19 protein-coding genes are annotated in these 18,475 nt (G+C 61.4%); 5 read left to right on the forward strand and 14 right to left on the reverse strand.

What is annotated here, in order from left to right:
• Positions 1-158 precede the first annotated feature (158 nt).
• Positions 159-863: a DUF1045 domain-containing protein gene (locus HH303_RS07010; RefSeq protein ID WP_169624519.1), complete on the forward strand. Its 705-nt coding sequence runs from the start codon at positions 159-161 to the stop codon at positions 861-863.
• 93 nt (positions 864-956) lie between these two features.
• Here HH303_RS07010 and phnN read toward each other — a convergent pair whose 3' ends face one another.
• Genes phnN through phnG form a run of 8 tightly spaced genes read right to left on the reverse strand, consistent with a single transcriptional unit; the run spans position 957 to position 7,362 of the window.
• Positions 957-1,499: a phosphonate metabolism protein/1,5-bisphosphokinase (PRPP-forming) PhnN gene (gene phnN / locus HH303_RS07015; protein ID WP_169624520.1), complete on the reverse strand. Its 543-nt coding sequence runs from the start codon at positions 1,497-1,499 to the stop codon at positions 957-959.
• Positions 1,500-1,503: 4 nt separating this feature from the next.
• Positions 1,504-2,709 carry an alpha-D-ribose 1-methylphosphonate 5-triphosphate diphosphatase gene (locus HH303_RS07020; protein ID WP_227421610.1) on the reverse strand — a complete coding sequence of 402 codons (1,206 nt, stop codon included), beginning with the start codon at positions 2,707-2,709 and terminating at the stop codon, positions 1,504-1,506.
• A gap of 20 nt (positions 2,710-2,729) precedes the next feature.
• Entirely contained in the window at positions 2,730-3,428 is a 699-nt protein-coding gene (phnL, locus tag HH303_RS07025; RefSeq protein ID WP_169624521.1) for a phosphonate C-P lyase system protein PhnL, read from the reverse strand.
• 12 nt (positions 3,429-3,440) lie between these two features.
• Positions 3,441-4,259 (reverse strand): phosphonate C-P lyase system protein PhnK, encoded by an 819-nt coding sequence (phnK, locus tag HH303_RS07030; RefSeq protein WP_227421611.1) that lies wholly within the window; start codon positions 4,257-4,259, stop codon positions 3,441-3,443.
• On the reverse strand, positions 4,256-5,137 hold the full coding sequence (locus HH303_RS07035) for an alpha-D-ribose 1-methylphosphonate 5-phosphate C-P-lyase PhnJ (RefSeq protein ID WP_169624522.1): 882 nt from the start codon (positions 5,135-5,137) through the stop codon (positions 4,256-4,258). The genes phnK and HH303_RS07035 overlap by 4 nt, the downstream gene beginning before the upstream one ends.
• 5 nt (positions 5,138-5,142) lie before the next feature.
• Complete coding sequence (locus tag HH303_RS07040) at positions 5,143-6,237, reverse strand: carbon-phosphorus lyase complex subunit PhnI (RefSeq protein WP_169624523.1); 1,095 nt, start codon at positions 6,235-6,237, stop codon at positions 5,143-5,145.
• Positions 6,238-6,250: 13 nt separating this feature from the next.
• Positions 6,251-6,853 carry a phosphonate C-P lyase system protein PhnH gene (gene phnH, locus HH303_RS07045; RefSeq protein ID WP_169624524.1) on the reverse strand — a complete coding sequence of 201 codons (603 nt, stop codon included), beginning with the start codon at positions 6,851-6,853 and terminating at the stop codon, positions 6,251-6,253.
• A 14-nt stretch (positions 6,854-6,867) separates the two neighbouring features.
• On the reverse strand, positions 6,868-7,362 hold the full coding sequence (gene phnG, locus HH303_RS07050) for a phosphonate C-P lyase system protein PhnG (protein WP_169624525.1): 495 nt from the start codon (positions 7,360-7,362) through the stop codon (positions 6,868-6,870).
• Between the two features lie 200 nt (positions 7,363-7,562).
• Here phnG and phnF point away from each other — a divergent pair, with 200 nt between their 5' ends.
• The gene (gene phnF, locus HH303_RS07055) at positions 7,563-8,330 is read left to right on the forward strand and encodes a phosphonate metabolism transcriptional regulator PhnF (protein ID WP_169624526.1); all 768 of its coding nucleotides are present in this window, start codon (positions 7,563-7,565) and stop codon (positions 8,328-8,330) included.
• Here the strand turns inward: phnF and HH303_RS07060 are convergent.
• Positions 8,327-9,265, reverse strand: coding sequence for a DMT family transporter (locus HH303_RS07060; protein ID WP_227421612.1), 939 nt, complete (start codon positions 9,263-9,265; stop codon positions 8,327-8,329). The genes phnF and HH303_RS07060 overlap by 4 nt on opposite strands.
• Before the next feature lie 85 nt (positions 9,266-9,350).
• Between HH303_RS07060 and HH303_RS07065 the strand changes: the two genes are divergently transcribed.
• Both HH303_RS07065 and HH303_RS07070 read left to right on the forward strand, forming a co-directional pair.
• A complete protein-coding gene (locus tag HH303_RS07065; protein ID WP_169624528.1) occupies positions 9,351-10,745 on the forward strand; it encodes an aminotransferase-like domain-containing protein in 1,395 nt (464 codons plus the stop codon).
• Positions 10,746-10,850: 105 nt separating this feature from the next.
• Complete coding sequence (locus HH303_RS07070) at positions 10,851-12,047, forward strand: aromatic ring-hydroxylating oxygenase subunit alpha (protein ID WP_169624529.1); 1,197 nt, start codon at positions 10,851-10,853, stop codon at positions 12,045-12,047.
• 22 nt (positions 12,048-12,069) lie between these two features.
• On the opposite strand, the gene HH303_RS07075 is transcribed toward HH303_RS07070, so the two are convergent.
• The 3 genes from HH303_RS07075 to HH303_RS07085 all read right to left on the reverse strand — a co-directional run bounded on the left by HH303_RS07075 (position 12,070) and on the right by HH303_RS07085 (position 15,903).
• Complete coding sequence (locus HH303_RS07075) at positions 12,070-14,118, reverse strand: hypothetical protein (RefSeq protein ID WP_169624530.1); 2,049 nt, start codon at positions 14,116-14,118, stop codon at positions 12,070-12,072.
• 240 nt (positions 14,119-14,358) lie between these two features.
• Positions 14,359-15,009 (reverse strand): guanylate kinase, encoded by a 651-nt coding sequence (gene gmk / locus HH303_RS07080; RefSeq protein WP_169624531.1) that lies wholly within the window; start codon positions 15,007-15,009, stop codon positions 14,359-14,361.
• 21 nt (positions 15,010-15,030) lie between these two features.
• On the reverse strand, positions 15,031-15,903 hold the full coding sequence (locus HH303_RS07085; protein ID WP_169624532.1) for a YicC/YloC family endoribonuclease: 873 nt from the start codon (positions 15,901-15,903) through the stop codon (positions 15,031-15,033).
• A 98-nt stretch (positions 15,904-16,001) separates the two neighbouring features.
• On the opposite strand from HH303_RS07085, the gene HH303_RS07090 reads away from it, so the two are divergent.
• A complete protein-coding gene (locus HH303_RS07090; RefSeq protein ID WP_169624533.1) occupies positions 16,002-16,742 on the forward strand; it encodes an SDR family NAD(P)-dependent oxidoreductase in 741 nt (246 codons plus the stop codon).
• Here HH303_RS07090 and HH303_RS07095 read toward each other — a convergent pair.
• Both HH303_RS07095 and speB read right to left on the reverse strand, forming a co-directional pair.
• The gene (locus HH303_RS07095) at positions 16,739-17,479 is read right to left on the reverse strand and encodes a sulfite exporter TauE/SafE family protein (protein ID WP_169624534.1); all 741 of its coding nucleotides are present in this window, start codon (positions 17,477-17,479) and stop codon (positions 16,739-16,741) included. The genes HH303_RS07090 and HH303_RS07095 overlap by 4 nt on opposite strands.
• 8 nt (positions 17,480-17,487) lie before the next feature.
• The gene (gene speB / locus HH303_RS07100) at positions 17,488-18,465 is read right to left on the reverse strand and encodes an agmatinase (RefSeq protein WP_169624535.1); all 978 of its coding nucleotides are present in this window, start codon (positions 18,463-18,465) and stop codon (positions 17,488-17,490) included.
• Positions 18,466-18,475 lie beyond the last annotated feature (10 nt).

Raw genomic sequence — 18,475 nt, forward strand, 5'->3', positions numbered from 1 at the left:
AAGCGTTATCCACTGCGGTAGGGAAGAGCGTACAATTAATTGAATTATTTAAAAAACATGAAATTTTCCGAGTTTACCCACGGCGCAATTGACAGACCTGTCCTGACCGTGCCGTGCTAATCGCAAACACGCCATCGGGGATGTCATCGGGGGACGCCATGACAATGCATCGCTATGCGATTTACTTCGGTCCACGACAGGGGGAACCGCTGCACGATTTCGGGAAGTCCTGGTTGGGGATCGACCCGGAAAGCGGCGCGGCGCATGCCGCGGATCCCCTGCCCGGTTACGACGCGGAGGCTCATGCCGCGATGGTCGCCGATCCGCGCCGCTATGCCCTGCACGGGACGTTGAAACCGCCCTTCGTTCTGGCGGAAGGCACGGATGCCGATAGCCTGCGCGCCGCACTGTCCGGCCTTGCCCGACGTCTGTCGCCGGTCACCCTGTCGCCAATGCGGTTGAAGCGGTTGAGCGGTTTTCTGGCGCTCTGCCCCGAAACGCCGCCGGACGCGTTGGGCGACCTCGCCGCGACCTGTGTGCGGGTGTTGGACAGTTTTCGCGCCCCCGCCAGCGATGCGGAATTGGCCCGCCGTCGCAAGGCCGGTCTGACCGCTCGTCAGGAAGCCTATCTACAGGATTGGGGATACCCCTATGTGATGGAGGAATTCCGGTTCCACGTCACCCTGACGAGCCGCCTGGACGAAGACCTCGGCAATCGTGTGATAAACGGGCTGGCCCCGCGCCTGGAACCGGTTATCGGACCGAACGCGCGGCCCATCGTGTTGCGCGACCTATGCCTTTACGCCGAAGCGGGCGACGGAACGCCCTTCCGGGTGGTGGAGCGGTTTCCGCTGGACACCTAACCGTCACCCTGGCGCAGGCCAGGGTCCAGAGCGACAGGTTGCGACGGCGCAATCCGCCCTGGATCCTGGCCTGCGCGAGGATGACTTTTTTGGTTATCCGTGAAGGGCGGCGATAAACGCTCGCTCGGCCTCCGCCAGAGGGCCTTCGTTCCTGACGGTCACGACATCAGGCCCTTCCGGAAATTCCGTTGGGGCACGGGACAGCCGCGCCTCGATTTCCGCCGCGCTTTCCCGACCTCGCGCGGCCAGACGTCCTGCCAGAACGGCGGGCGATGCCGTCACGACCAGAATCCGGCGCTCCGGAAATTCCTGCCGCATTTGCGAAATGGCGGCTCTGGACAGGTTTGCCAAAACGCTGCGCCCCACCGCAAGACTGTCGCGGATATCCGCCGGAATGCCATAGGACAGGCCATGCGCTTCCCAATGCAGGGCGAAACCGCCGGACGCGGCACGAGCGGCGAATTCTTCCGCTGTCAGGGCCTCATGCGCCTCCCCCCCTGCATCGGCGGGCCGCGTGATCGCGCGTTGAACGAAACGGATCGGCCCGTCTTCCCCGAAATGACGGCGCGCCGCGTCGATCAGGCTGTCCTTGCCCGCACCGCTGGGGCCGACAACGGCGATGAAGCGCGCGGTCATCCGATCAGGATACCCGATGTCCGTCGCGCCAGACGCCGCGCAGCAACGGATGGTGGCGGGCGTCGTGGACGCGCAGCAGGTCGCCCTTCATCCCGACCGCGATTTCGCCCCGGTCGGTCAAGCCCACGGCCTTCGCCGGGTTGCGGGTCACCGTGGCGACGGCGGCGGGTAGGTCCATAGACTCCGCCTGTTCCGCCAGCAGGAAGGCGGAATGGATCATGGCCGCCGGGAAATAGTCGCTGGACACGATATCCAGAAGCCCCAACCGCGCCAGTTCAATCGCTGCGACATTGCCGGAATGGGATCCACCGCGCACGAGGTTCGGCGCCCCCATCAGAACCGCCAAACCTTTTTCATGCGAGGCGCGGGCCGCGTCCACGGTGGTCGGGAACTCCGCAATGGTCATGCGGTCCCGCACGGCCTCGTCCACATGGGCCTCCGTCGCGTCGTCATGGCTGGCCAGCGCGTGGCCGTATTGATGTGCCAGATCGACGACGAAGGCCCGGTTCCGCGCGCTGTTGCGGATCTGATCCTTCTTGCGTTCGACGATATAGGCCTCCATTTCCGCATCGGTGAAGCCGTGCTTGCCTTGGTAGTAGAGGCGGTATTTGCTTTCGTCGACAAATTGGCGCTGACCGGGCGTATGATCCATGACGGACAACAGCCCGACCAGATCGCCCGCCACCAGCGGCGGCAGCAGGTTCTCAATCCCGGCGAAGGCGATTTCGCAGCGCAGGTGGATTTTATGATCCGCCTTGAACAGATTGTTCTGCGCGCCCTCCACGACTGCATCGCAGATCGCCTGCAGCGTTTTCAACCGCATGTCGCCTTCATCGAAGGCACCGACGGCGACGCTGTCATAGACCGTGGTGATTCCGGCGGCGATGATCTGCATATCATGCGCGATGGCGGCGGCCAGCGGCGGCCAGGCCGTGCCGGGACGCGGCATCAGGTGCTTTTCGGCGTTGTCGGTATGCAGTTCGATCATGCCCGGCATCAGATAGTCGCCGGCGCAGTCGATCACCGTCGCGCCCGGCGCGGTCGGCACGGCATCGCCTTCCGCGATTTCCGTAATCAGGCCACGCTCAACGGTCACCCGCCCGCGTTCGACCCGGTTGGGCAGGATCAGATAGGCATTGGCGAAAATTACCGTATCCGATTCGTCATCGCCTTCGAACGGCATCGTGTTCAGTTGCGAAATCTCGTTCATTTTCCCATCCATTCAGATTCTTACGCCGCCTTCTTGAAGTCCGACATCAGGAATTCGCGGGTACAAACCGCTTCCCGCGTTTCCGCGTCATGGAAGATACCGACCACGGCCACCCCGTCGGACTTCGCTTCTTCGATCAGGGTCAAAACCGCCTCGCGGTTCGCCTTGTCCAACGACGCCGTCGGTTCGTCCAACAGCATGACGGGGTAGCGCGCCACGAAGCCGCGCGCAATATTCACGCGCTGCTGTTCGCCGCCGGAAAACGTCGCCGGGGCCAGATGCCAAAGCGATTCCGGCAGGTTCAGTCGGCCCAGCATGACTGCCGCATGCTCCCGCGCCTCATCCGGCTTCATCCCCCGTCCGACCAGCGGTTCCGCGACGACGTCCAGCGCGGAGACGCGCGGCACGACGCGCAGGAACTGGCTGATATAGCCCAGGGTCCAGCGACGGATATCCAACACGACGCGCGGATCGGCGCTGGCGATATCGACCCAGGTATCGCGATGGCGGATGTCGATCGCCCCCGCCGGGCATAGATAGTTGCCGTAGATCATGCGCATCAGGGTCGATTTCCCCATGCCGGACGGCCCGGCCAGGGCGACACACTCGCCTTTCTCCACCGACAGGGAAAGCCCTTCAAAAACAGGAATTTGAATCCCGCTTTGATTATACAGCGTGAAGCTTTTGGCGACGTTGTTCAGTTTCAACATGTCTTGCATCGCGCGCATTCCTTACGGCTGAAGGACGGAGGAGACGAGAAGCTGCGTATAGTCGTGTTGCGGGTCGTCCAGAACCTGATCGGTCAGACCGCGCTCCACGACCTTGCCCCGCCGCATGACCATCAGCCGGTGCGACAGCAGGCGCGCCACGGCCAAATCGTGGGTGACGATGATGGCGCTCAACCCCATTTCCGCGACAAGCCCACGCAGCAGGTCGAGCAGACGCGCCTGAACCGACACGTCCAGGCCGCCAGTCGGTTCGTCCATGAAGACCAGACGCGGGCCGGTAACGAGGTTCCGGGCGATTTGCAGGCGCTGCTGCATGCCGCCGGAGAAGGTGCTCGGCCGGTCGTCGATACGGGTCAGGTCGATTTCCGTCTTTTCCATCCAGTCCAGCGCGGCGGATCGGATTTTACCGTAATGACGCGCCCCCGCGGCCATCAGGCGTTCGCCGACATTCCCCCCGGCGCTGACGCCCATGCGCAGCCCGTCACGCGGGTTCTGGTGCACAAAGGCCCAATCGGTGCGCATCAGCATGCGGCGGCGCGGTTCGGACACGGCATGAACGTCCACCTCCTCGCCCGTGCGGTCGGTATAGACGACGCTGCCTTCTTCCGGCGACAGACGACCGGCGAGGCAGTTCAGCAGGGTCGTCTTGCCGGACCCGCTTTCGCCGACGATTCCCATCACCTCCCCCGGATAGAGGTCGAAACTGACATCGGCGCAGCCAAGCTGATTGCCGTATAGCTTCGTCAGGCGATCCACGGTCAGGAGCGGCGTATCAGTCGATACATCGTTCCGGGCAGGTTGTTGCATCGTTTGGGCGCTCATTCCGCAGCCTCCCCGACAGCCTGCGCATCCGGGCCGACATGCCCTGCCTCTCGCCGCGTCGTGCAATAGTCGGTGTCGGAGCATACGAACATCCGCGTGCCCTTATCGTCCATAATGACCTCGTCCAGGTAGCTGTCCGTCGCACCGCACAGGGCGCAAGGCTCGTCCCAGGTCTGGGTTTCGAAGGGATGATCCTCGAAATCCAGGCTCTTCACCGGGGTATAGGGCGGCAGCGCGTAAATCCGCTTTTCGCGACCCGCGCCGAACAATTGCAACGCCGGGGAGTTGTCGAGCTTCGGATTGTCGAATTTCGGGATCGGCGACGGGTCCATGATGTACCGGTCCGCGACCTTCACCGGATAGGCATAGGTCGTCGCGATATGGCCGTGGCGCGCGATATCCTCATACAGCTTCACATGCATCAGCCCATATTCCTCCAGGGCGTGCATCTTGCGCGTTTCCGTTTCGCGCGGCTCCAGGAAGCGCAGCGGTTCCGGGATCGGCACCTGATAGACCATGATCTGGCCTTCCTCCAGATCGCGTTCCGGGATGCGGTGACGCGTCTGGATGATGGAGGCCTCTTCCGTCTTTTCCGTCGTTTCCACGCCCGCGACTTTTTGGAAGAACTTACGGATGGACACCGCGTTGGTCGTGTCGTCCGCGCCTTGGTCGATGACCTTCAGCGTGTCTTCCGGTTCCAAAATCGCCGCCGTCACCTGAATGCCGCCGGTGCCCCAGCCATAGGGCATGGGCATTTCCCGGCCCGCGAAAGGCACCTGATAACCGGGCACCGCAAGCGCCTTCAGCAGCGCCCGCCGGATCATGCGTTTCGTCTGTTCGTCCAGATAGGCGAAATTGTAGTTCTGCTCTTCCTGCATCGTCCCTACTCCGCCGCTTCCGCGAGATTGCTTTCCACTTCCTGACGCATGCGCCGGACAAGGCCCAATTCGGATTGGAAATCGACATAATGCGGCAATTTCAAATGTTCGACGAAGCCCGTCGCCTGCACGTTGTCGCAGTGTTCCAGAACGAATTCCTGATCCTGAGCCGGGGCTTTCACCTCCTCGCCCAGTTCCACGGCGCGCAAGGACCGGTCGACCAGCGACATGGCCATCGCCTTGCGTTCGCCATGTCCCATCGCAACGCCGTAGCCGCGCGTGAATTGCGGCGCGACTTTCTTGGAGCCCGCGAACTGGTTGATCATGTTGCATTCGGTCAGTTCGATTTCGCCGATTTCGACCGGGAAGCCCAGTTCCTCCGGCACGTATTCCACCGACACGCGTCCCAACCGGATTTCGCCCGCGAAAGGGTGCGATTTCGCATAGCCGCGCTGCGTCGAGTATCCCAGCGCCAGAAGGTAGCTTTCGTCGCCGCGTGCAAGGCTTTGCAGCCGGGTCGCCCGATCCATCGGAAATTCCGACGGATGGCGTGTGATGTCGCCCGGCACCGCCTCATCATCGCGTTCCGGCCGCTCGACCAAGCCTTCCTCGGCCAGCAGGTCCAAAACATGCGGCGCGGCCAGCGTCTCCTCGCTGAAATCCTCGCGGGCTTCCGCCCGCGGCGGTTCCCCTTCGGCGGCCAACGCAAAATCGATCAACCGATGGGTATAGTCGAAGGTCGGGCCCAGAACCTGACCGCCCGGCACATCCTTGAAGGTCGCGGAAATCCGACGTTCCAACCGCATTTTGCCGGTTTCGACGGGTTTGCTGGTACCGAAGCGCGGCAAGGTCGTGCGATAGGCACGGACCAGGAAGATCGCCTCGATCAGGTCACCGCGCGCCTGCTTGATCGCCAGCGCCGCCAGTTCGGGGTCATAGACCGATCCTTCGGTCATCACGCGGTCCACCGCCAGCTTCAACTGTTCGCGGATCTGATCCACCGAAAGCTCCGCCACGCCGGTATCGCCGCGCCGGGTTTCGGCCAACAGACGATGCGCATTGTCGATCGCCTTTTCGCCGCCTTTTACTGCCACATACATGGGTCTGTCTCCTTCACGCGGCGTTGGGGGAAATGCGCGTGCTGCGCGGCAACGCGGCGACGGAGGACGGCCCGGCGAAGAACGTATCGACGCCCAGTGGGAACAGTCCCGCATTCATCGCCAAAACGTCCCAGCCCGCCGCATTCAGTCCGATCGGCGCCATTTCCGTATTTCCGTCGATCCCGGGACCGGACAGCCGCCGCTCCTCCGCGCCGCCGAAACCGTCGACAAGGGCGATCAACGTCGCGGCCCGGTCCGGATATTCCGGCGTCCCGATGGATAGCTGCGGCAGCAACTCCGGCAATTCCGCGATCGGCGCGAAAACGAAAGCGGCGTCCCCCACCGTCGCCACCGGCTTCGCCCCGGTATGGAAGGCGATGTGGGCCGTCACCACCGGACTGGCCAACGAATCCGCTACCCAAACCGTCGTATCCGCATCGAGCAGGCTGAGTGCGATCACGGTCGCCCCGGCATTGAAGGGCGCCGGGCAGTCCGGCTGCACCGGCAAGGCGCGGACCAGCCCCGGCCGGGACATGGCATTCAGCAAGCATCGGAAGCTAACCGCCGCATCGCGGACGGGGTCGCTGAAACCGGGCGTGAGTTCCTGTACGGTCATGATCTCGATCCCCTTTAGTCTTCGCCGCGAACCATGGTGAAGAAATCGACCTTGGTCGCCGCCGCCTTGGCGGCGCGGGCGGCATCCTTTCGGGCGCGCTCGGCGCGCAGCGGCTGAAAGACGGTGCGATCCAGGTCCACACGACGCGCCGGGTCCTGCATCATCGCATCCAGTGTCGCGGAGATTTCCGCCTTCGCCTTGTCGCGCCCGGCCTGATAGGCGTGTCCGACGGTCCCGTTATCGAGAATCACGCTGCACCGCGTCACCGTGATTTCACCCAGATTGAACGGGCTGCCGGTGCCGCCGATGCGGCCTTGCGTCATCACCAGACCGCATTCGGGCGCCCGCAGGAACCGGGCACCCGGCTTATCCGGCACCCCATCCCAAAGCGTGGAGAGCCGCGCCGTCGTGGCCCAGCTCAACAACGCCATCCATTCCTGACGGGCCGCCGTTTCTTCGGGTGCTTGCGCGTCGCGCAGCGCCGTCGCCGCCCCTGTGTCGCCGTTCATTGCATACCTGCCTTGCCATACTTGACGTGATCGACAATTCGCAAATTGGTCTAGACACCCCGCGTTAATTCGTATAGACGTCTAGATGAATTTAGAATGAAGTATCCAGGGCGGATATGCAATAGGCAGTCTGCCCCGGTCCCGTGAAATTCTTATGACGCGGCAACAGACCTGTAAGATAATTTGCGGAGAGTTCGAGCATGTACCAAACCGAAGGCGAACCGATTTGGCGTCAGATTGCCGGGTCCTTGGAAGTGGAAATCGACCAGGGCACCTATCAGCCCGGCGACCGCCTGCCGACGGAAGGCGACCTGTCCCGTCGTTTCGCCGTAAACCGGCACACGGTCCGGCGCGCCATGTCTTTCCTTCAGGAAATGGGCAAGGTCCGGATCGAACAAGGCCGGGGCACGTTCGTGCAGAACGACCTTGTCGAATATCCGATTGGGGAGCGCACGCGTTTCACGCAGAACCTGCACAGCGCCAACCGCCTGCCCAGCAAGGTCCTGCTGCGGGCCGAACAGGTTCGTGCCGACGCATCGGTCGCGCGGAACCTTGGCGTGCGGAAGGGCGCGCCCGTCTATCTGCTAGAAACGATCAGCGAGGCCGACGGGCGGCCGATCAGTGTCGCCACCCATTATTTCCCGGCCAAACGCTTCGGCGGCATTATCGAGGCCTTCCGCACCTCGCAGTCGATTACGGAATCCCTGCGCGCCTGCGGCGTGTCGGACTACAAGCGGTTTTCCACGCGGATCACCGCCACGATGCCGACACGCCAATTGGCGACCCATCTACAACAGCCTCAGACGCGCCCCGTCCTGCAGACGGAAAGCATCAATGTCGATATGGACGGGCGGACGATCGAATATGGCCTCTCCTACTTCGCCAGCGACCGCACCCAATTCATCGTGGAAAGCGAACCGCTGGACCGGCATGCCGTCCTGAAGCGGCCGAAGGATGAAGACGACTAAGCCGCCTTCTTTTCCTTTCGCATCCCCGCGACCGCCAGCCCATAGATACACAGAACGACGATCACGAAGGCTCCGATCTGATAGGCGGCAACCGCCTCTCCCAAGAACAGGGCGGCCAGCACCATCGTCACGGCCGGCCACGGCGTCGTAATGGAACTGGCCAACGAAACATCGATGAAGCGGACCGCGTGGAACCAGACGAACAGTTCCAGGTAATAGACCAGCCCCATCACCAGCGCGACCCTCTGAAAATCCAGGCGCAGGATGTTGTCCACGAACCCTTCCGGCGCGACGACGGCGACGACACCCGCCAAGAAGACGGTCGATATCGATACCCGGAAGAAGGTCACCTGCGACGGCGTGATCGGCGTGCGGCCCAGTTCCTCCTTGATGATGACATGGGCGATGCTCCACAGGAACGGCACGCCCAGAACCACCAGGATCCAGGGCGAGAAACCGTCGATCCGCCCCGTCCCGCCGGTCCCCAGATAATACAGCGCCCCCACCAGCAATCCGGTCAGCGCCAGTTCCAAGGCAGTCTTGCGGCGTTTGAGGAGGATCGCCTCCCACAGAATGGCAAAGAGCGGATAGGCCTGAATCGCGATCGCGGCGCTTACCGCCCCCGCCTTTTCGACGCCGTAGACGTATAGATAGGTCGACAGCCCGAACAGCGCGCCGGTGAACAAAGTCGCGCGGATCACGCGCCGCCTTTCCGACGGTGAGAAGCCCGCCGCGAAAACCCCCTTATTCGGTCCCCGAAGTTCTCGGACAAAGAGCGGCGTCGCGAACACGACCTGCCATACGGACAGGAAGAAAGCGAACTCCAACGCGCCGAAACCTGCCGGGCGGCTGTTCGAGATAACGGGCATGACCCCAAGGATGCACAGGCAGACGAGCGCGAGGCCCGTTCCGGTGAGCGTGCGGCTGGCTTTCATGACATTGACCTTTCGCTGGATGAATGATCTTATTGCTATCGAAATTGCATCCTTTATTTCCAGAAACAACGGATACATTGCACCAATGGCAATTTGGCTTCCCGACCTGTCCAATCGGCGTGGACCGAAGTACCGGCAAATTGTGGAGGCGCTGTCGGACGCCATCGCCGATGGGCGCCTGGAACCGGGAACACAACTGCCGCCGCATCGGGAAATGGCCTATCAACTGGGCCTGTCCCCCAACACGACCAGCCGCGCCTATGCGGAGGGGGTGAACCGCGCCCTTCTGCGTGGAGAGGTCGGACGCGGCACTTTCGTTCGGGAGCCGGGAAGCGATCTCACTGGCGGATCGGTCGGGGACCTGCGGCGCGCGGACACCGGCCCCATAGACCTGTCCAAAAACCTACCGGCCCCAGGGTTGGCGGCGGCGCCCGTGGCGCGCGTCCTGCACGACTTGGGATTGTCCGATATGATCCAGGCGTCGCTGGACTATCAAACCGATGCCGATCCGGCGCTCGCCCTAAAAGCCGCGCAAACATGGCTTTCGCCATCCGGCCTGACCGCCGACGAAGACACACTGGTCATCACCAACGGTGCGCAGCATGGCATCTTTTGCTGCCTGATGGCGCTGCTGCGCCCCGGCGACCTGCTATTGACCGAAACTCTGACCTACACGCCCGTGCGCGCCATGGCGGACCGGCTGGGCCTGAAACTGGGAGGCGTCGCGATGGACGCCGTCGGCATCCGTCCCGACGCGTTCGAAGCCGCCTGCAAATCCGGTGCGCCGCGAGCCCTCTATCTCACGCCGACCCTGCAGTCGCCGACGACCCTGACCCTGCCGGAAGACAGACGGCGGGCCATCGCGGCCATTGCCGTGAAATATGACGTTAAGCTGATCGAAGACGATGTCTTTGGGCGATTGAAGGCCGATGCGCCGCCGCCCCTCGCCCTGCATGCCCCGAAAAACACGGTGTTTCTAAGCAGCCTTTCGAAATGCGTCGCGCCTGGATTGCGCGTCGGGTTCGTCCGCGCGCCCGACCGTTTCGTCCCGGCCTTGCGGCAGGCAGTCCATTTGAGCTGCTGGATGACGCCGCCCCTGATGGCGGACATCGGGGCGCGCTTGATCCTGGACGGGGCCGCCGACAGGTTGACGAAGCGGCAACGCCGCATTGCCCGCCATCGTCAGGAATTGGCGCAAACCGCCCTTCCCGACCTCGCCATTCAGGCCGACCCGGATGGTTTGCACCTTTGGCTGCCCCTGCCCGATGGCTGGCGAGCCGACGCTTTTCGGGCGGAAGCCGCCCGGCAAGGCGTGCTTGTCACGGAAGCCGCCGCCTTCGCGGAACGTCCGTCCGACGCCCCGAATGCCATCCGCCTGTGCCTGAGCCACGAAGCATCCGAAAGCCGCCTGAAACAGGGGCTTTCGGTGATCGGCACTCTGCTGAACAGCCCTCCGGTCCGGGGGGGCATGTTCCTTTAAACCCCTACCGATATTTTATTTAAGCAATCACTTAAAAAAATTCAGTTGCGGAGTCCCCTCAGTCTCGGTCAGAGTTTCCCGGAAACATCCATTTGGGGAACGGATATGAGCGCGGTACGGCCTGGAACGGGTAAAGCGTCGGGCAAGACGCTGACCGGCGATGAAGATTTTGACGGGCTGGACCGTGTCGAACCCACCCTGCCCGGCAGTACCTATTACGATCCCGCCTGGTATGAGCATGAGTTGGACCGCATCTTCTATCGGGAATGGCTCTACCTCTGTCACGGCAGCACGATGGCGAAACCGCGGTCCTTTCGCACCTTCAAGATCGGCAGTCAGCGCATCCTACTGGTACGCGGCGAAGACGGCCAATTGCGCGGCTTTCACAATACCTGCCGCCATCGCGGGTCCATCCTGTGCAAGGAAGCGCAAGGCCGCCTGACCGGGAAGGCGATCCGCTGTCCCTATCACCAATGGGCCTATTCGATGGAGGGCGACTTGCTCGCCACCTCCTCCCTGGCCGAAGCGGCGGATTTCGACAAGGCCGATTTCCCGCTCTATCCCGTACATGTTCAGGAATGGCGCGGCCTCGTCTTCGTCTGTCTGGGCGACGACGCCCCGGATCTGCGCGACAGTTTCGAACGCGGCAGCGACCGCATCGAACATTGGCCGGTCGAGGACCTTGTCGTCGGGTACACCTGGCGCAAGGTGATGAAATGCAACTGGAAGACATTCTGGGACAATTTCAACGAATGCCTTCATTGCCCGAATATCCATCCGGAACTTTGCGATCTGGTGCCGATCTACGGCCGCCGCATTTCCGGCCAGCGCGACGACCCGCATTGGCAAGACACGGCGGAAAGCGGCGACCCGCGTTTCGTCGGTGGCTTGAAGGAAGGCGCGCAAAGCTGGACCAGCGACGGCGTGGCCCTACGGGAACCTTTCCCCAATCTGACGCCGGAAGAAATCGCGCGCGGCCAGTCCTATTTCATCAGCGCCCCGTCGGTCTTCATCGCCTGCCATGTCGACTACATGCGGTCGGTCCGTCTGCTGCCCCTGGGGCCGGAGGAAACGGAGATCGAGGTCGAATGGCTATTCCTGCCGGAGACCATGGAACGCCCCGATTTCGACCTGAGCAAGGTGACGGATTTCGCCATCCTGGTGATGCAGCAGGATGCGGAAGCCTCCGAATTGAATCAGGAAGGCATGCGATCCCGCCGCTTCACGGAGGGCGTCCTGATGCCGGAAGAACACTGGCTGAAGCGCTTTCAGGATTGGGTGCGCGAACGGACGGACCAATAGCCCGTCCGTTCGGCTTTAACTGCTATTGCCGGGTTGCGAGCAGTGCAACCTGAGACTCAAGCGCTGTTTTTGTCCGCTCCCAAAGACCGCCTTGGCTCAAGCAATCGGAGTTCGAAGGCAAACGGGCCTTCAAGACGTCCAATTGCTTCTTCTCGATCTTCACGATCCGGAATTCCGCGACCTTAGGCAGCCTACCGTCACCGGTGTGAGAACCATATTTCAGGAAAACAGCACTAATGCGGTTATTGTCCGGGATATCGTCGCCGAAATATTCAAGCAACCCCATCAAGTCGTATCCGGGTAAGTCGAATTGTGAAAACGCGATCGGTATCCGATCTTCCTCGCTCTCATTGTTGGCGATGTTCAGGTAGCAGCCAAATTGCGCCCAGACCGTCTTGGTCAATGCGATGAAATCGGTTCGACTGATGTTCACCCCCTGCCCTAAACTGCTCTCATCGTATTCGTCATTGGCGATAATTTTGGCCAGTGGGGATCGGACTCTCAAAAATACACCGTCTTCCATCCATGCGCTGAAATCCGCATCGACTCGGTTCCGGCCCTCAACACGGTAAAATGCATTGTGGACTCGGTTTCGTATCGTTTCCGAGACGCGTTCGGGCGGCAGAATATTGAAGGCGGCATTCTCAAAGCCCTCAATTCTCTTGCGAACTGTCTCCAGTCGCATGGTCGCCTGCTCGTTAAGGCGTCCGACCCTGGATCCGATCTTCGCCATGAGAGCGGTCCGCCCCTGCAGGCAACTGTTTTGGAAGGCGGCGAGATACTGCTCCAACGACTGTTCCACGGCACGCAGTTTTACCAAACCCGCATCGCGTTCACGCAATTGTTCGCTTTCCGATTCATCGTAGGTGAAGATCGGGATGGGCGGCAGACCGACGATGCTCGGTACCTTAGTCGAGCTTGAAAAGACATTCGGCATCGCCCTTTCGGCAAACAGGGAAAGCACCGCCGCCCGATCAATCTCGGCCAGTTTGAAATATGTCTTGAGCTGACCGTCGAGCGTTTGGCATCGAAAATTGAAGTCCCCCGAACTTATCGGCATTTCGCTGGCAGATGGGAGGCTTTGGTTCAGCAAGGCGTTCAGATTGATTTGCGTGCCTAGCATGTCGACGGACGACGCTGGCAAATTGGCGACCGTGTAGCCCGCGAAATCAGGGTACCCTTCCTTCAATTCCCCGGTTATCAAGACCGACGGTCTCGCTTCAAAGAGAACCTCCACAAAACCGATCGTTCGTTTTGGTATCGTCGGCGTTTCTGACGAGGTGTCCTTGACGAAATAGCTGACCTCAACATACCGGCGGGTCTTTTGGTCCCAGGCGCTTTGCCCGATCAAAAAGGTTTGGGGTTTAATCAAAACCGATTTCTCGCTCAACCCCGCGTTCAGCAGATCGCCGATGCGTGTCCCCGCGGATTCCGCCTCCGTCAACTCGCTCAGCTTAAAGACAACCCCCGTCGGATCGGCGAATTTGAACACGCCGGTAAGCGTATCCACCACGTCCTCAACCTTCGTGTCGATCTTCAATGAATTGATCATCACAAAATTCACTTTGACGGGGTCATACGTATTCCACCGCCGGGTCGACAGAACCGTATATTCCTGTTCGTCGATATGGCACTTGATCTCATCTTTGCCGTGGATCGGATCCAACATAACGAAATAATGCCCGGGATTGATCTGATCTCGGACATTGCCCAGGTCCTCAAATTTAATCGGATCGCCGGTATAGATTCCCATCAGCCCGGTAATTTTATCCTGTTTGAGGTCCTCCACCTGGGACGCACATACATCCCGTATCGAAATCGGATGACGCGCCTTTTGTTTCACGAAACCCGGAAGCTCCGAGTGCTCTACATCAAGAAAACGTGCACTAATGCGATAGTATCCTTCATTGGACTTCGCATTCTTCATAAATTCCGAATAATGCACTGCTTCCTGACGCGCACCATACTTAATATTATCTTGTATTACTGTGTCATCGTACTCAACGACGACAGTCTTACACGCAGCGACAGATACAAAAACAGACGATAGCGCTAATAATTTCCAACCCATGTTCCTGCCCCCTTAAGCTGGCCCCCTGAACGTGGATGTCGCAAATTACCATAACACCGCGCTAAATATATCTTACGATGGTTTTTATTTCTATTTTTAAATCCCAACGATTGTTTTACGATGCATTTCCTATAGAAAATCAACAGTTTTCACGTATTCCGGGATACGTGACTATCGGCAATATCGTTCAAATTTCGAAGGGATACCTATCGGTGTGGAGGGCGTCGCGCTTGATACACTCTACCCCGCCCGAAGACCTTTCACGAATTCGCCCAGACCGACCTGACGTTTGCGTTTCAGGCGTTCGGAACGCAGAATGGCGCGAACATCGCTGATGCTTTGATCCAGGTCCGTGTTCACGATGACCCAATCGTATTCGGGATAGTGGCTCATCTCATCCGCGGCCTTCGCCATGCGGCCCGCGATGACGTCCTGGCTGTCCTGGGCGCGCGTGTTCAGGCGTCGCTCCAATTCGTGGGAGGACGGCGGCAGGATGAAGACGCGGACCAGATCGTCCAACGCGCTTTCCGCCAATTGCTGCGTGCCCTGCCAGTCGATATCGAAGAGAACGTCCTTACCCTGGACCAGCGCGTCCATCACGGCGGCACGCGGCGTGCCGTAATAATTGTCGAACACTTTCGCATGTTCCAAAAGCTGCCCGCGATTCACCATCAGATCGAATTCGGTCTTGTCGATGAAATGATAATGAACGCCGTCGACCTCCCCCGGCCGTTTGGGGCGGGTCGTGACCGATACGGACATGGAGATATTGTCGTCGTCTTCCAGGATCGCGCGGGAAATGGTCGACTTCCCCGCCCCGGACGGGGAGGACAGGACCAACATCAGGCCGCGTCGGCGGATGGGGTTGAGATCATAGTCGCTCGCGGGCATGTACCGGTTCCTGGCTGAGAACTATTCGAGGTTCTGCACCTGCTCGCGCAGGCGGTCGATGACGGCTTTGAGGTCTAGGCCGATTCGCGTCAGTTCGATGGCGGAGGATTTGGAGGCCAGGGTATTGGCCTCCCGATTGAATTCCTGACACAGGAAATCGAAACGGCGGCCGACGCCCGCCCCTTCCGCCAACAGATCCCGTGCGGCGGCGATATGGGCCCGCAGACGGTCCAATTCCTCGCGGACATCGGCCTTCACCGCCAGAACGGCGGCTTCCTGTGCCAACCGCTCGGACGGCAAGGCCCCATCCTTCGGCAACAGGTCTTCCAACTGTGCCGCCAGCCGGGCGCGGATCGCATCCGGCGCCGCATCGGCGGAGGTGGAAGCCGCCGTGACCAGCCCTTCGATTTCGGTCAGGTGATCGATCAGAACCGCGCCGATCCGGGCCCCTTCTTCCTTTCGGGCGGCGACCAGGGCGTCCAGCGTTTCCCCCAGCGTCGCCTCCACGGCGAACAGGCGCGACTCGTCGTTGAGTGGGTTTTCGTCGCTATCGGCGGTATCCACAACCCCGCGCACGGTGAGCAACTGGTCCAAGCGGGGCGTTTCGCCGAAGGCACGGCACCGGTCGATCAGCGCTTCCAGCAGTTCTTCGTTGATGCGGACGGCACTGCGGCCCGCGACGGGGCGGACATCCAGATTGACCGACAAGTTCCCGCGCTTGAAGCGCGCCTGGACGGCCTTGCGGACGATCGGGTCGAACCGTTCCCAACCCGACGGCAGGCGCAGGCGCATGTCCAACGCCTTGCCGTTGACGCTGCGCGCCTCCCAAGACCACAGCAATGCCGCGTCCCCGCCTTCGGAACGCGCAAAGCCCGTCATGCTGGCGACCGTCATGTTCAAATCCCCCTGCTTCGGTTCGGCGCTTTCTTTCGCATGTGCGGCCCGGAAAGGGAAGACTTGCCGCCTTTCGGGGAAATCCCCATTCTGCGGCCATGACAACGATCCTGATCACCGGCGCCTCCAGCGGCATTGGGGAGGCCCTGGCGAAAGCCTATGCCGAGCCGGGAAACCGCCTGTGTCTATCGGGCCGGGATGAAACCCGCTTAAACGCCGTCGCGACGCAATGCCGGGATGCCGGAGCTTCGGTCGACACCGCCCAATTGGACGTTACGGACCGGGACAGCATGCGGACCTGGATCGAAGCCTGCGACGATGCCGCACCGTTGGATATTGTTGTCGCCAATGCCGGTATCGCGGGGGAAGCCGATGAAGACGCCGTGCGCCGTATCTTCGACGTCAACCTGACGGGCGTCTTGAACACCGTTCATCCGGCGCTGGATAGAATGCTGGCGCGGAAATCCGGAACCATAGCCCTGGTCAGTTCCATTGCCGGAAACCGGGGCTTTCCCAGCGCCCCCGCCTATTCCGCCGCAAAAGCCGCCGTCCTGGCCTATGCCGAAGGGTTGCGCGGCAAGCATGGGCGCGACGGGGTTACCGTCTGCGCCGTCTGTCCCGGTTTCGTGCGCAGCCGGATCACCGATGCGAACGACTTTCCCATGCCCTTCTTTATGGAGGCGGACCGCGCTGCCGCCACCGTTCGCAAGGGATTGGCACGCGGAACGGCGAAGATATCCTTCCCCTGGCAAATGCGCCTGTCCGGCTGGCTGATGCGGGCGCTGCCCAGTGGCCTGGGAACGACACTGACAGCGCGCCTGCCGGAAAAAGGCAGCTAAAGCGTCGTCATCGCGATGCCGGTGACGCTGCCCAGGATGACCAGCCCCAATACGACCCGGCGAAAAGCCCGTTCGGAAATCACGCCGAACAGCCGCCGCCCGATCACCACCCCACCCAGATAGATCGGCAGCAGGGAAAGGCCGAAGATCAACGTATCCCAGGTGAAGACGCCGGAGATCGTCAGCATGACCACGGCGATGGCATCGATCAGCGCGAAATAGGCGATGATATTGGCGCGTAGCGTCGGCCCCGGCACCTGCGCCGCCACCCATCCCAGAATGACCGCCGGTCCCGGTAGCGCCGCCGCGCCCTGCATCAGGCCGGACAAGGCACCGGTCACGATGGTGCGCAAACGCGATGCCTCGCCGCTGATTTTCAACCCCGCCAGCAATGCCAAGGCGGTGGCCAAAACCATGACGTTGACCGCGACGGCCAATGTTTCGGCCTCCACGAGTTTCAACAGCGCGATCCCGACGGGCATGGCGATAAGGGCCGCGCCTGCCAGCCAGGCAAGCGCGCGTCTATCGACCTGTTTCCATGCCTCCCGCACCAGCACCAGGGAGGCCGGGCAATCCAGCACCGACAGGACCGGCACCATGAAGGCAGGCGTCAGCAGCGATGCGCCGATCGGCATCATGATCAGCCCGATACCGAACCCCGAAAGCCCACGCGCAACGCCCGCCGCCGCCGCGAGTCCCGCGACGACACCCCATTCCAGGGTAAATAAATTGTCCACCCGACCTCCTAGCCGCGCTTACGCTCGGCAACCTTCTCCGCCATCAGGCACAGAATTTCCCACATGATCGTCACCCCGGCCAAGGCCGTCGCACCGCTGGCATCGAACGGCGGCGATACTTCCACGACATCGGCACCGACCAGATCGAGACCGCGCAGACCACGGATCATCCTCTGCGCCTCATGGGTCGAATAGCCGCCGATTTCCGGCGTCCCCGTCCCCGGCGCATAAACCGGATCCATGCCGTCCACATCGAAGGAGATATAAGTCGGACCGCCGCCGACAACCTCTCGCGCCAAGGCCGCCACCTTATCGGGTCCTAGGTCGAAATATTCCTCGATCTCAACCACGCGGATTCCCTGGGCCAGCCCCCATTCCTTGTCGTCGGCCGTATACAGACCGCCACGAATGCCGATCTGGATCACGCGCTTCGGATCCAGGATGCCCTCCTCGATCGCGCGGCGGAACGGGGTGCCGTGGGTATATTTGGATTCCCCGAAATACCGGTCCCAGGTATCGGTATGGGCGTCGAAATGCACCATCCCGAGGGGCCGCGCCTTGTCCGCGATGGCCCGCATGATCGGCAGTGTGATCAGATGATCCCCGCCCGCCGTCAGCGGCAGAATGCCCTTTTCGTGGATCGTCCGGAAATGGGTTTCGACGCGGTCCAGCGTGTCTTCGATCTGGATCGGGTTGACCGGACTGTCGCCCAGATCCGCACAGTTCGCCAGTTCATAGGGCGAAATGCCGGAAACATGGTGATAATTCCGCGTCAGGGTCGACATGTCGCGCATCTGGCGCGGGCCATGCCGGGCGCCGGCCCGGTTCGTCGTGCCGCCGTCCCACGGAACGCCGGTGATCCCGATATCGACCCCATCGGCGTCGTCGGGCGCCAGATGGGGCAGCCGCATGAAGGTCGCGATCCCCGCATAGCGCGGCAGAACCGCGCCGGAGACGGGTTTGAAGTTAGTTTTCTTGTCGGACATGCGGAACTCC

The organism is Pacificispira spongiicola, assembly GCF_012926505.1.
In the GTDB taxonomy this organism is placed as follows: domain Bacteria; phylum Pseudomonadota; class Alphaproteobacteria; order UBA8366; family Aestuariispiraceae; genus Pacificispira; species Pacificispira spongiicola.